12 protein-coding genes and 1 pseudogene are annotated in these 12,485 nt (G+C 38.7%); 8 read left to right on the forward strand and 5 right to left on the reverse strand.

The features are described 5' to 3' along the window. Positions 1-109 precede the first annotated feature (109 nt). The gene (locus RRV45_RS20505; RefSeq protein ID WP_315666501.1) at positions 110-1,492 is read right to left on the reverse strand and encodes a S41 family peptidase; all 1,383 of its coding nucleotides are present in this window, start codon (positions 1,490-1,492) and stop codon (positions 110-112) included. A 381-nt stretch (positions 1,493-1,873) separates the two neighbouring features. Between RRV45_RS20505 and RRV45_RS20510 the strand changes: the two genes are divergently transcribed. The 3 genes from RRV45_RS20510 to RRV45_RS20520 are packed head-to-tail and all read left to right on the forward strand — an operon-like array spanning position 1,874 to position 5,020. Beyond that, the gene (locus tag RRV45_RS20510; protein WP_315666502.1) at positions 1,874-3,067 is read left to right on the forward strand and encodes a DUF262 domain-containing protein; all 1,194 of its coding nucleotides are present in this window, start codon (positions 1,874-1,876) and stop codon (positions 3,065-3,067) included. Next, positions 3,054-4,151 (forward strand): AAA family ATPase, encoded by a 1,098-nt coding sequence (locus RRV45_RS20515; RefSeq protein ID WP_315666503.1) that lies wholly within the window; start codon positions 3,054-3,056, stop codon positions 4,149-4,151. The genes RRV45_RS20510 and RRV45_RS20515 overlap by 14 nt, the downstream gene beginning before the upstream one ends. Further along, positions 4,148-5,020, forward strand: coding sequence for a hypothetical protein (locus tag RRV45_RS20520; RefSeq protein ID WP_315666504.1), 873 nt, complete (start codon positions 4,148-4,150; stop codon positions 5,018-5,020). The genes RRV45_RS20515 and RRV45_RS20520 overlap by 4 nt, the downstream gene beginning before the upstream one ends. A gap of 155 nt (positions 5,021-5,175) precedes the next feature. On the opposite strand, the gene RRV45_RS20525 is transcribed toward RRV45_RS20520, so the two are convergent. After that, positions 5,176-5,925, reverse strand: coding sequence for an NUDIX hydrolase (locus tag RRV45_RS20525; protein ID WP_315666505.1), 750 nt, complete (start codon positions 5,923-5,925; stop codon positions 5,176-5,178). Between the two features lie 398 nt (positions 5,926-6,323). Here RRV45_RS20525 and RRV45_RS20530 point away from each other — a divergent pair, with 398 nt between their 5' ends. The 3 genes from RRV45_RS20530 (at position 6,324) to RRV45_RS20540 (ending at position 8,595) form a co-directional block, all read left to right on the forward strand. Continuing rightward, positions 6,324-6,944 carry a hypothetical protein gene (locus tag RRV45_RS20530; protein WP_315666506.1) on the forward strand — a complete coding sequence of 207 codons (621 nt, stop codon included), beginning with the start codon at positions 6,324-6,326 and terminating at the stop codon, positions 6,942-6,944. 206 nt (positions 6,945-7,150) lie between these two features. Further along, positions 7,151-8,035, forward strand: a complete 885-nt coding sequence (locus RRV45_RS20535) for a helix-turn-helix domain-containing protein (RefSeq protein WP_315666507.1) — start codon at positions 7,151-7,153, stop codon at positions 8,033-8,035. 47 nt (positions 8,036-8,082) lie between these two features. Next, on the forward strand, positions 8,083-8,595 hold the full coding sequence (locus tag RRV45_RS20540) for a ribosomal eL19 family protein (protein WP_315666508.1): 513 nt from the start codon (positions 8,083-8,085) through the stop codon (positions 8,593-8,595). Positions 8,596-8,719: 124 nt separating this feature from the next. Here RRV45_RS20540 and RRV45_RS20545 read toward each other — a convergent pair whose 3' ends face one another. After that, positions 8,720-8,905 (reverse strand): hypothetical protein, encoded by a 186-nt coding sequence (locus RRV45_RS20545; protein ID WP_315666509.1) that lies wholly within the window; start codon positions 8,903-8,905, stop codon positions 8,720-8,722. Between the two features lie 245 nt (positions 8,906-9,150). Here RRV45_RS20545 and RRV45_RS20550 point away from each other — a divergent pair, with 245 nt between their 5' ends. Next, the gene (locus RRV45_RS20550; RefSeq protein ID WP_315669107.1) at positions 9,151-9,369 is read left to right on the forward strand and encodes a DUF1659 domain-containing protein; all 219 of its coding nucleotides are present in this window, start codon (positions 9,151-9,153) and stop codon (positions 9,367-9,369) included. A 54-nt stretch (positions 9,370-9,423) separates the two neighbouring features. Next, positions 9,424-9,642 (forward strand): DUF2922 domain-containing protein, encoded by a 219-nt coding sequence (locus tag RRV45_RS20555; protein WP_315666510.1) that lies wholly within the window; start codon positions 9,424-9,426, stop codon positions 9,640-9,642. A gap of 130 nt (positions 9,643-9,772) precedes the next feature. Here the strand turns inward: RRV45_RS20555 and RRV45_RS22165 are convergent, their stop codons facing one another. Together RRV45_RS22165 and RRV45_RS22170 are read right to left on the reverse strand one after the other, a co-directional pair. Next, positions 9,773-10,720 (reverse strand): methyl-accepting chemotaxis protein, encoded by a 948-nt coding sequence (locus RRV45_RS22165; protein WP_410489396.1) that lies wholly within the window; start codon positions 10,718-10,720, stop codon positions 9,773-9,775. Next, positions 10,712-11,716 (reverse strand): annotated as a pseudogene (locus RRV45_RS22170) (HAMP domain-containing protein); the annotation flags it as partial. The pseudogene RRV45_RS22170 and the gene RRV45_RS22165, both read right to left, overlap by 9 nt. Between the last annotated feature and the right edge of the window lie 769 nt (positions 11,717-12,485).

A 12,485-nucleotide genomic window follows, 5' to 3' on the forward strand; every position in this document is an offset into this window, starting at 1 on the left:
CGAACAATTTTTTCTTAATAAAGAACATATAATTCGGTAATGGTCCTCTTCCATGTTCTTAATAACATAAGAAAACCCAGGATTTCTCCCGGGTTTACATAGCCATATCTTATTTAACTGTTACCTCTAAATAGATTCCCTTTTGCATTTGCTTTGCACTCTTGCTCGTCCAATTCGGATGGATCATGAGCAAATATTTGCCCTTCGATTGTAAATGCGTTTTCGGCGTAATGGTCATTTTATAGTCATCCGCTATTTTTACATCAACTGCTACTTCTGTTCCGCCTAGTTGGATCAGCTGAACGTCCGCGGCATTTAATTTAGACCAGTCCATTTGCAAGTTCATTTGAACAGTAAATGTTTTGGTGACCGGAACATCCTTTAGGGCAGGCAGCTTTTGATAGGTTGAGTGTTTGGCAATTAGTTGATCTCTGTGCGAGGTGACTAACTCCTCTCCCTCTGCCGTTTCAATATTGGGAGTAACTCCTACTTCATGAACGGGAATCCCTTTCGGTGAAAAGAAACGGGCTGTTGTTAATTTTAGCATGCCGTTGTCACTCAATGGGAACAGCGACTGCATGGACCCTTTTCCATAGGAAGTTTGTCCGTATAAGCTTGCCCCATTTTGTTCTTTGACAGAGACCGCGACCATTTCGGAAGCACTTGCGCTATATTCATTGATGAGAATATGAGTTGGGTTTGTAAACTTAACCTTTTGCGGAAGAGCCGCGTAAACCTCAGGCTGCTGCGATTTATATCGAAGCTGGAACGCGTTTGTTACATTAGGGAAAAGACCTGCCACTTCCTGGGCAGTGGACACATAGCCTCCGCCGTTATTCCGGAGATCAAAAATCCAGCCTTTTGCACCTGGTAATTTTCCAATAGCATTCGTAATGTCCTCTGTTGCCTCTTGTGAGAAGCTATGAAAGCGAATATAACCAATGTCCCCGCCGAGCATTTTATACTCAACATTTGGAATCCGAATTATTTCTCTAGTTAAGGACTTTGTGACCTTTTCATTTGTGTCGACTGAAATATATTGAAGCGTGACAGATGTGTTCGCTGCGCCCGTTATGATAGAAACTGCGTATTGCACAGACTGGCCTGCCAGGCTTGTCCCATTGGCGCCAATAATTATATCCCCGGCTTTCAACCCCGCCCGATCAGCTGGGCCGCCCTCGATGACGGATATGATCTTGACTCCCTTTGGATCCTCGTCCAGAACGATCCCAACTCCCACTAACTGCTGCTCAATGCCATTCGTAAATCGGTCAAACTCTTGAGCTGACATGTAGACAGAATAAGGGTCCAAATGTTCCGTGATTTCCTTCGCAGTCGGCTTGGATAAAACGGATGCCGGCACGTCCTCTATGTAATATTCCTTAATCAAATCTCGTATTTCTTGGATTGGCTCTGCTGCGGAAACAGAAGTTACATTGGACAAAAGCAATAAAACTAGCAAAAAACTAAAATACTTTTTCAAATTCCCCATTGGTGCTCCCCCCTTGTTGTCAACACCGTTCGCGGTCGTAACTGGAAGATTCGAACACGGACGGCAAATAATGACATCATATATTAAGTTCTATTTTAGTATATTTATGGATGGAATTATAGTTATATTTTCTCCTATGATTCTATATACTTCACTAGAATCGGAGCTAGGTAATCAACCTATAGCTGACTAATGAAATGGTTTTCTTTCTCATTGTTTGAATCTTTCACAATACTAGAACGATATCATTGATATAATTTATCCATTTCTTGGACATACTAATGCTAATAGAATTAAATCAGAATTAATTATTCTCTTATGCTGATTTCATTCACTATACTATATAATAGTAATATCAATGCTTTTAATGGAGGGACACAAATGAATCCATTCCGTTTTAATAGTAACACTAGCGAGGTAGACTCCGACCTAGTACAAGAAGAGATGTTCGGAATTGAATATGAACAATTGATTGATGAAGAGGATCAATCTGAGCTCCCATTTGATGCTGAAAAAATCCGTATAGAACAACGAATGCTTTCATTGAAATATATGAAAGAATTAATTGATTTGGATCTTTTGAATCTTTATCCCGACTTTCAAAGAAATAAGGTTTGGAAAGAGATAAAAAGAAAATCACTTTTAATTGAATCCTTAATGCTAAGAATACCCATTCCCGCCTTTTACTTTTATGAAGATGAAGACTCAGTTCTTCATGTCATTGATGGGTTACAACGTTTATCAACAATCAATGAATTCTTAAATGGAGAGTTTAAATTAAAAGGCCTACAATACCTACAAGATTCTTGTGACGGAAAATACTTTAAAGATTTAGATGCAAAGTATGTGAGTCGAATCTATATGACACAATTAGCTGTTAACGTTATTGATGCAAGAACTCCTTCCCAGGTTAAGTACGATCTATTCAGGAGGATTAATACCGGGGGTGTTTCATTAAATGCACAAGAAATTCGTAATTCGATTGCAAAACCCCGGATACGTGATTTCCTTAAAAGATTAGCTCATTCTTCATCATTTCAAGCGGCAACAGATGGCGGCGTCAATGATATGAGGATGGCGGCTCAAGAACTTGTACTGCGCTTTATTGCATTTTATTTTGCCTACAACTACAAGACCTTTGAGTTAGATTACCACAAAAGCGACTTGGAGCTTTTTTTAGATCGTGCGTTTGATCAGCTAAATGCTATGAATGATCAAAAACTAGTAGAAATAGAAAAAGCTTTTAATAGAGCGATGAATAATGCTCACGAGCTTTTTGGTGAATATGCCTTCCGTAAATATAAATTATCAGAGTTAAGGCAATCTGGGCGCCGAAAGCTTATTAACAAATCTCTATTTACATCTTGGAGTGTGCTTTTAGCTGAACCTGGTCTTGACCTAGGAATCAGCAAGACTTTTTCAGATAATGCGGTTCATGAATTAGCTAAGTTAATTGAAAGAAATGAAGATTATTCAAACGCCTTAACGATTGGGACAAATGCCACGTCCAGAGTAGCAATGAACTTTTATATTACAAGGGAATTTTGGGAGGAATTACGAATTGATATTCGATAAAATTTCATTAACTCATTTTAAAAGCATGAAAAAATCGCATATGGAATTGGCTCCAATTACCTTATTTACCGGAGCAAATGGAGCAGGAAAATCCAGTGTCATTCAATCCATTCTGCTTGCTAAAAATACGTTTGAAAATATTCACCGTTTTAAACGCTGGGAAGTTGAATTAAACGGTAATTACCATTTATCATTAGGGCGAGCAGAAAATGTCCTCTCTTTTATGCATGAAAATAATCAAATCGGAATTATGCTAGGATTAGAGGAACACCATTTGCAATACACGTATGACGTAGACCCATTAAAGCATCCATACAGTTTGCAAATCAACCCCTCGAAGTCATTTGGAGACCTTAGTTTCCAAGATGTTAATCTTCATTATCTTCATGCAGAAAGGTTGGGTCCAAGGAAAAGTTTGCCTTTCAATCCTACTAGTGTGATAACCACTGGATTTCAAGGAGAGTTCGTTAATCATGCAATTGAACGAGCTGACCAACTATCACTAAACGTTCATCCATCTCTTTCAGCGCAATCCGCACTTCCTAGATTTTCTACGCAAGTTGAAGCTTGGATGCAATTATTGATACCTGACTTCCGCCTACAAGTGAAACCACAACCTGATGTTGACATGGTTACAATAAAGTATAGTAATTCTCATCTAGGAGAATTTATTTCACCTACTTCAACAGGGTTCGGTATTACTTATGCCTTGCCAATCATCACTTCCGGTCTATTAGCATCTTCAAATGATAGAGGATTACTTATTGTAGAGAATCCTGAGGCCCATTTACATCCGTATAGTCAATCTCGGATGGGTCAATTCTTAGCATTGGTTAGTATGGCTGGAGTGCAAGTAATTGTTGAAACACATAGTGAGCATGTTGTAAACGGAATGAGACTCCAACTAGCGAAGAATGAAGCAGCTGAAAAAGGGTATGTCTATTTCTTTATGCAAACAAATGGTCTTACGGAGGTTGAAAAGATTGCAGTAAAAAAAAATGGAGAACTTACTTCTTGGCCAAAGGGATTTTTCGATCAAGAAGAGAAGGATTTATTCGAACTTTTGAGGTTAAAACGTAAATGAACATAAATTATCTAATCGTTTCCGAATCCTTTGAGAAAAGTCTTTCCGTAGAAAACACACCCATTGACGAACAGCTACAATGTTTCATTGATGTATTAGAAATGCTTACTGATTATGAATCTACCTCCTATTCAATGGATCTATTTGATCAGATTTTTTATGAAGGTCAATCATTAGCTGAGTGGCTATATAGCAGCGGCGATATGCGGGATGAAAAAAGAATCATTCAGATGAAGTTTAAAAAAATGGTAGAAGTAGAAAAAGCTGTAATTCAAGATTCTATAGGTCAACTACAAAATCGGAATTATCAACAGCACTTTGCTTTAATTACATTTTATCATTGGACTGCTCCAAATTTGGAGGATTATTTAGTTATACAAAACAAGTCAGACTGTTTAAATGCACGTCGTTTTTATTTGCACTTTGCTGATAACATTTCTGTATTTTTGAGAAAATGTGAAGATTGCTTTCCACAGCTTTTTATCAATGACCGTGTTCAACAGACCATCAAAAGATTTAAACCTTTTAGGGATTATCTTGAAGAACTAATTTTACATTTAACGGCACTAAATGATCATGGACTACGTCTTTTTATAGAATATCAAGCTCAAAATGAAACGGTAGTATTACAGCATTTAAGTGTTATTGGGAATATTAACTGTTCAGCTCAAGGTGACCCAGCTTATGAAAAAGCAAACCTATGTTTTGAATTCCCAAGCGACCAAGGAGGAAACATAAATATAGTTTGCGCTCCCCATACAAAACTATTTAGTAAGCATTCAGGAGAGCGTATCTACTTTAACTGGGGGCACCCTCAAGTTAAGAATGGAGAAAGGCTATTAATTGGACATATCGGGGATCATTTGTAACCTGCTTTTAATAGGTTAATATTATAATAGTTTTTATTTATTCATAAAATTCAAAAATGAGTCAATCGTTGCTATAATGATTGACTCATTCTTTCATTAATCTTATAACCAACCTGTGAAAAATTCCTGTGAACAGAACCTTCCCTCTACTTCGCTTATTCAGTATATTTTTCAAGAATGGGAGCTAGGTAATCAACCATCGGGGAAGACTCATTTTGGATGAAGGCTTCTACAGCTGATTTTTCAATAGGGACAAATAGAAGATCATCGAACTCTGGCTGCTGCCCTATTTCTATTAAATGATGATTATGGGTAAGGAATCGGGCATAAACCTCTTCGGCTGTGTACTCAACAGATACCTCATAGATAATTGCCCAAAAATCATGTGTACCTTGACGCTTAATGAATTTAGGGATAAAAGAGCGAGTGGATGATGAGTGAATGTCTAATCCGAGCTCTTCTTTAATTTCTTTGCTGATATTTTTCTCTAAATTAAATGTTGAATCTTCCAGGTCCGACTCATCCAGTCCTCCTCCTGTGAATTGAAGGCGGCCTGGTGTGGAGGTTGTCCTATTCATTCGGCCAATAGCCATTTTCTTGTCGCTTGTTATGACCGCGGCACAGGTATATATGACTTTGCATGGCTCCTCGCAATCTTCATGGTTCAGAGTGTATAGATAATGTTTATAGTCAGTCTTAGCCACCGTAACGACAAGCTCCTCCTGCGTTTGCTCGATATCGGTAATCGAAAAGACTTCTCCGTTTCGTAGGGAGGGGTTTATTTTCGCTTTTTTGTTCCAATAAAGTTCATGCTTGTTTCGGATTTCTTGTGGCAGATTGATAGGGACAGGATCCAGTTTTACTTTTACAATAGCGGGTGCTTTTCCAATGATTATTGGGTTCATGAGGAGGTTCCTTTCTTGGCATTTTTTTAACTTTGGTTATAACTTTATATTACCCGTTGTGAGTGTGTTTGAGTGAATTATTGGCTGATTTTGGTGGTTATAAGTTAATGTAGTTTGTTGGCTAATTTATAAGGGTACCTCTGCTAATTCAGGCAGACATTTAAGCAAGGTTATCAGCCAATCGTTTTGTCATCTTATTAAGCACGAATGGCCTCCGCCAAAAGGTCTCTCTCCATTTTCACTCCTATTCGATAAAATAACAATATTTTCAATTAATATATTACTAAAGTTTCAGAAAAAATTTCCCTGTATCATACCTTTTTCCAATTTTTCTAAGAAAACCTTTTAGAATGCATCAAAATCAATAATCTTAATACAATGTATTAGGGGTGATGGGCATGAAATGGAAACCAGATTGGCTTTTGCATGTTATTCTTGCATATGTAATGGTCAGCGGAATAACTTTCTGGCTGCCAGTGATTCGGGGGCTATTCGATGGCCGCTCCTATACATGGTCAGGCTGGCTGGGAATGGGCGGAAGCGGACTCACCGGGCATTATTGGCTCCTGCTGATTTTCACCGCATTGCTGATTACACTCATTTTCCTCGGATGGAGAGGAGCCCGCAAGCCATTTCATTGGCTATTATTACTGTGGTTTTCCCTGTTAGTCGCTGAATCAGGCTCATGGTTCTTCTCATCAGAAACCGTTCATTTTCGAGGGGACACATTAGGAACAGACATACCGATAGGAAAAATCATTTTCCCTTTCGATCTTCTCTTTTTAGGTTTATCAATACGATGGGTTATCCGGGATATACGGACCCAACACTCCTACTTATATCCTTTATGGAAAAAATCAAACCAAAATTTGCTGCTATTCTCCCTCTGTCTTTTGCCGCTGCAATTCTTTATTCTGAGGTTTTTTGACCAATATCCAATATATGATCAAATCGGGGTTATAGTAACGACCTTTCAATGGATAGTACTCAATCTAGCATTTTATCCATGGAGGAAATGACCCTGAAAAATACTTACAGATCCATACGTCTGTTGTATAATTAATAACTATATTACAATAGGTAATACTAATTCTATAATCGACCGCTTTAAAAATATAATTATCGAATACTATTGAATTTTCGAAATATAGGTCACCCTTCCCTTTATTAAAAGATAAGGAATATGTTACTATCGAATTAGAGATTGTTGAAAAGAGGGATTTATATGAAGCTAGAGAAATACTTATTTGGGGAAATCCTCCAATCCTTTCGGCAATACAAGAATTTAACTGTAGAGGAATTAGCGGAAGGAATCTGCACAGTAGACGAATTAATTTCTTTCGAAAAAGAACGATCCTACCCCACCATAGATGTGCTCTATAAGTTTTCAAAAAAGCTTGATATGGAGCTAACCTATTTTTTCGATATCGCTTCCAAGACAACTGTCCATTACCCAAATGCTGTTATTCAACTAATAGAAAAGTTTAAAAGAGACCGTAATTACGAGGCGATCAACAATATCATTCAACAAGAAGAGGAAAGTCCCTTATTTAATCAGAAATCACTCAAGCAATACCTGATGTGGCATCAGGGGATTTGTTATTACTATTTAGATGGGAATGCTGATAAAGCCTTTGATACTTTGAGTAAGGCAATCTCACTTACCAATCCAAAAAGAATTTCCCTTTCCGAGAGAGAAATAGAGATTTTAACGAGTATTGGTATCATTTTTAGAGAGATCCAGAATCACCGTAGTGCCATTACTATTTTTAATGAAGCTTTAAGCAATATTGATAAACTTCCTCATATTTTAAACATGAAGGGAAAATTACGAATTTTATTTGGACTCTCCCAGGCCTTGACAGGATTAAATGAATATGAAAATTCAATATCATATTGTCAAGAAGGATTAAATCTGTGTATTAATGAGGAATTACTTTACCTTTTTAATGAATTCCATTATCAAATTGGGCATAATTACGTTAAATTGGGTGAAATAGAAAAAGGTAAATACTACCTAGATGAGTGCCTACATCTACTAAAATTGGAAAGAAAAACAAAATTGTTAAGTATAATGGAAAGCGAGATTGATAAACTACTTAACTCTTGATACAATCTATTTATATTTTATGAAAAATATAGGAAAGTTGGTGCAATATGAAAAAGGTACTTAAAGTTTCCATTTTATCTCTTAGTATCCTAGGACTTGGTGCTCTAGGTGCAAATCTCGCAGAATCCGCAGACTATCCTTCTCAGCATAGCGTAGGCGGGGTTAAACTAGCTGACTACCCTTCGCAACACAGCATTGGCGGGGTTAAACTAGCTGATTACCCTTCTCAACACAGCATTGGCGGGGTTAAACTAGCTGATTACCCTTCTCAGCACAGCATCGGCGGAGTTAAGGTAGCTGATTATCCTTCTCAGCACAGCATTGGCGGAGTTAAGGTAGCTGACTACCCTTCTCAACACAGCATTGGTGGGGTTAAAGTTGCTGACTATCCTTCTCAACATAGCATTGGCGGAGTTAAGGTAGCTGATTACCCTTCTCAACACAGCATTGGCGGAGGAGTTAAGGTAGCTGACTACCCTTCTCAACACAGCATTGGCGGAGGAGTTAAGGTAGCTGACTACCCTTCTCAACACAGCATCGGCGGTTCTAAATTAGCTTAATACTTATTACCAAACGAGTGATCTATTCCGATCGCTCGTTTTTTTGTTATGGAAGCCGCCTCTTCAAAAAGACATTAATCTCAAAAAATAAAAGCCCATTATAGGCTTTTATATTAATATGATACTAACGTTTTGAAATCTTTTTATACCCTTTTCTACTAGTCTTTAAAAAGCCTATAATTTGAATGATTTCATCTCCGAAAGGCATGGGGTCTGGTAAAAAGAAGTTAATGCCTAACAAAATTATTTTTCCGGGCAGCGGTAAAAACCATGTTAAAAAAGCTAATACTAAGATTAGTATGTGTAGCATGTACTAACCTCCTACAATATATTTAATTATATTCATATGGGAAATTTCACACACAGGAATATACTATCATATTTTTTTAGAATATGTTTTTTATGGAATAGGAAAATTCGCAACATTAAAGTTCCCTGTTACATCACTTTTCTCCACCAGGCTTCCCATTATAAAAAAATTTTTCATTAAATCATCCCACCCGTGACCTTTCCCCCCTCCCCCCTATATATAAAGGTTGAGAGGAGGTGATCAACATGGCACAGGCATTAATGATCGAGACACGGCTTCGTCTGACGTTCGAAACGGGTGTAAATGAGAAGGGCGACCCGATTTTCAAGTCTAAAACATTTGGGAATGTGAAGAAGGCGGCGACAGCTGAGCAGCTTTTTCAGGCAGCAACGGCAATCGCATCACTTAGCCAGGACTCCCTATCAACCATAGTGAGAAACGACAGCTTTGATATTCTTGGCTAAGCAGAGGATCTGAAACTTCACCCCATATAATAAAATGAAAGGAGGACAAAACCCATGGCAAAATCATTAGAATTAACATTTGTGACAGATTCAGGAAAGCTTTCAAGACTTTCTATCGATAACCCGAAGGAGCCGATTGATCCAGTTGCTGTTAAGCTAGCAATGGAGCAAATCGTGGCTGCGGATGTGTTCCAAACGATGAACGGCAATCTTGTTTCAGCAAAAGAAGCAAGAGTCATCGAGCGTAACGTCACCGCCTATGAACTAGTTTAATTATTATAAGCCCGCAAGCTCCTATTAAAATAAATGAGGCCGGTTCTGCTCTAATGCAGACCGGCCTCTTTGCGTTTTGAAAAAAATCTACAGGGCACGCAGCCAAAAACCGACTAGCACACCCAATTATTTAAATTTTAAATTGCTTAATTATTTCCTGAAGTTCCTCTGCCATATAAGATAGCGAGGAGGCGGAAGCTGTGATTTCCTGCATGGAGGCTAATTGTTCCTCGGTTGCGGCGGAAACATTTTGGCTGTCTGCTGTTGTTTTGACAGCAATTTCTTCAATGCCGTGTACAACGCCAACCACCTGTTCGGTGCCAGCTGAAGTCTCTTTAATAGAGACTGAAATCGTTTGAATTTCATTGTTTACGTGATCGATAAATTGCTTGATTTCATGGAAGGCCTCTCCTGCACTTTGGGCAAGATCCATTCCTTTTTCGATTTCGGTTGTTCCTTTTTCCATCGATTCAACTGCATGGTTCGTGTCAATTTGAATAGAGGAGATGAGTTGCCTGATTGTTTCAGTAGATCTAGACGATTGCTCCGCTAATTTACGCACCTCATCCGCAACGACGGCAAAGCCTTTGCCATTTTCCCCTGCTCTTGCCGCTTCAATTGCCGCATTTAATGCCAGAAGATTCGTTTGGTCGGCAATCCCCGAAATCACATCAATGATTTGATTAATATCGATGGATCTTTTTCTTAAATCCTCAATGACCACGCTAAGCCTGCTGATTGTTTTGTGAATATTGGTCATTTGTTGAGATGTTAGCTGAATCGCTTGATTTCCATTGTTCACAATTCCCACAGCGTCCATGGATGTTTCGCGGACGGCTTGAGAATGGTTCAGCATCCCTTCCATTTCCGCAGACATCGCCATAACAATATGATGGCTATCCTCGACCATTTTGGATTGTCGTTCAGTTCCGGAAGCAACCTCCTGAATGGCATCGACAATTTGCTCAGTCGCTGTATTATTTTGCTCCGCGCTTGCCATCAGCTGCTGAGATGAAGCGGCCAGCATTTCTGATTTCGCATCGACATTTTGAATCAGTTCGCGGAGAGCCCCCACCATTTTATTAAAACTTACGCCCAAATAGCTAATTTCATCATTATTTTTAACATCGAAGGCTTGAGTAAGGTCGCCCTCACTTACCTTTTCCGTTGCTGCAACCAGCCCATTCAAAGGTCTAGTAATCGACCGGATCACAAAATAAGAAAGCAAAGCCCCGATTACTATAAAAAGACCAACGATTAACAGAGTCGTCATCAGAATCGGCTTCGTATCCTGATTGACCTCACCCAAGTCCATTACACCAGCAATTTTTATCCCCGTTCTATCATTTGTTGTAAAATCAATCTGGTTTTGGTTATCAACGACCTGTCCATCCTTCTTTTCTAATAAAGACTGAACCCAACTGCCCTCTTCCTTTGTACCCGCTTCGATTTTTGGATGAACAAGATAGTTTCCTTCAGCACTTAAAAGGATTGGGTAACCCGCTTTTCCGATCTTAATTCCCTCTGTCAGCTTGTTCAAAGCTTGGAGGCTAAGGTCCATCGCAAATACTCCTGAACCATCCTCAAGCGCGTGAGCAATGGTCACGATAACTCCGCCAGTAAAGGCATCGATATACGGCTCTGTAATCAACGGCTCCCCACTCTGCGCCTTAGCACCAATATACCAAGGGCGCACCCTCGGATCATACCCATCAGGCAAATCTTGCTCAGGATAAGCGAGAAAATCCCCATTTTCTTCCAAGGCGACATAAACAACCATCGTTTCTGGATTCAGTACCTGAAATTCCTTCAAATGCGCGATCGTTGTTGGAATCTTTTCTTCCGTAAAAGAAGCCTTGTTAAATAGCCCAGAAAAATAAGTTGCCGCATTCTCTTTTGGCTCAATAAAGCTGGTGATAAACTTATCAATGACTAATACATTTTCTCTTGAACTAATCTGAATTTTTTCCTTAATATTGCTTTGCGCATTTAAATAGGATATGAGCCCAATCGTCACAGACGGCACTAATAAAATCAAAATAAATGATAGAATTAATTTTTTCCTAATAGTCATTGTAAAAATAGGTTTTCTCTTTGGCTTGGTTTTCACGGGTTGGAGGCCTTCCTTTCATATTCAACTTTTCTCCACTTTAATAGAAAAAGGCCACCCTTGTTAAAGTAGCCAAAAGTGACTTTTATTTACATTTCGTAACATGGTTTGATCGAAAATAGATTGCAAGATTATTCTGCTGGTGCGCCCAATGCTATTAGTCGAATAGCACTTTAATCCCCCCATTAAATTGAAATTATGTAAGACTTTTTTATTAAAATTATACCCGCGTATTCGCCAATTTTCAACAAAATTCGGCATATTCACGAAATTCATTTTTCGGGGGTAAGTATTGGTTTTTGTTGGTGATTCTAAAGCGGGAAGGACGTTGCGAGAGGGCGCATGACGGACTTTTTTAGAGAGAAATAGAGACTATTTGTCCGTCATCAACCCTATGACGGACTTTTTAAGAAACAAATAGAGACCATTTGTCCGTCATCAAACCCATGACGGACTTTTTAGGAGACAAATAGAGGCAATTTGTCCGTCATCAACCCCATGACGGACTTTTCGCACCACTTTCTCGCTCAAAATGTCCGTCAGAGGCGCCATGATGTGCTTTTCAAGTGATAACACCGGCAAAATATCCGCTCTCTGCGCCATACCGAACTCTCCAACAGACAACAATCTAACATTTCCCCTATTAATAGATTTATATTACAAACCAAATCTACTTTGTAATAAAAATAGTTTTAATCTGAAACATTCCTGTTATCTTCCTTTGCTAATATAC

The organism is Bacillus sp. DTU_2020_1000418_1_SI_GHA_SEK_038 (assembly GCF_032341175.1).
Classification (GTDB): Bacteria; Bacillota; Bacilli; order Bacillales; family Cytobacillaceae; genus Cytobacillus.

Excerpts from the sequence above, each read along its gene's own strand:
- RRV45_RS20550 (WP_315669107.1), top strand. The coding sequence starts at position 9,151 with ATGGCACAGGCATTAATGATCGAGACACGGCTTCGTCTGACGTTCGAA.
- RRV45_RS20555 (WP_315666510.1), top strand. The coding sequence starts at position 9,424 with ATGGCAAAATCATTAGAATTAACATTTGTGACAGATTCAGGAAAGCTT.
- RRV45_RS20510 (WP_315666502.1), top strand. The coding sequence starts at position 1,874 with ATGAATCCATTCCGTTTTAATAGTAACACTAGCGAGGTAGACTCCGAC.
- RRV45_RS20545 (WP_315666509.1), bottom strand. The coding sequence starts at position 8,905 with ATGCTACACATACTAATCTTAGTATTAGCTTTTTTAACATGGTTTTTA.
- RRV45_RS20540 (WP_315666508.1), top strand. The coding sequence starts at position 8,083 with ATGAAAAAGGTACTTAAAGTTTCCATTTTATCTCTTAGTATCCTAGGA.
- RRV45_RS22165 (WP_410489396.1), bottom strand. The coding sequence starts at position 10,720 with ATGGTGGGGGCTCTCCGCGAACTGATTCAAAATGTCGATGCGAAATCA.
- RRV45_RS20520 (WP_315666504.1), top strand. The coding sequence starts at position 4,148 with ATGAACATAAATTATCTAATCGTTTCCGAATCCTTTGAGAAAAGTCTT.
- RRV45_RS20505 (WP_315666501.1), bottom strand. The coding sequence starts at position 1,492 with ATGGGGAATTTGAAAAAGTATTTTAGTTTTTTGCTAGTTTTATTGCTT.
- RRV45_RS20535 (WP_315666507.1), top strand. The coding sequence starts at position 7,151 with ATGAAGCTAGAGAAATACTTATTTGGGGAAATCCTCCAATCCTTTCGG.
- RRV45_RS20530 (WP_315666506.1), top strand. The coding sequence starts at position 6,324 with ATGAAATGGAAACCAGATTGGCTTTTGCATGTTATTCTTGCATATGTA.
- RRV45_RS20525 (WP_315666505.1), bottom strand. The coding sequence starts at position 5,925 with ATGAACCCAATAATCATTGGAAAAGCACCCGCTATTGTAAAAGTAAAA.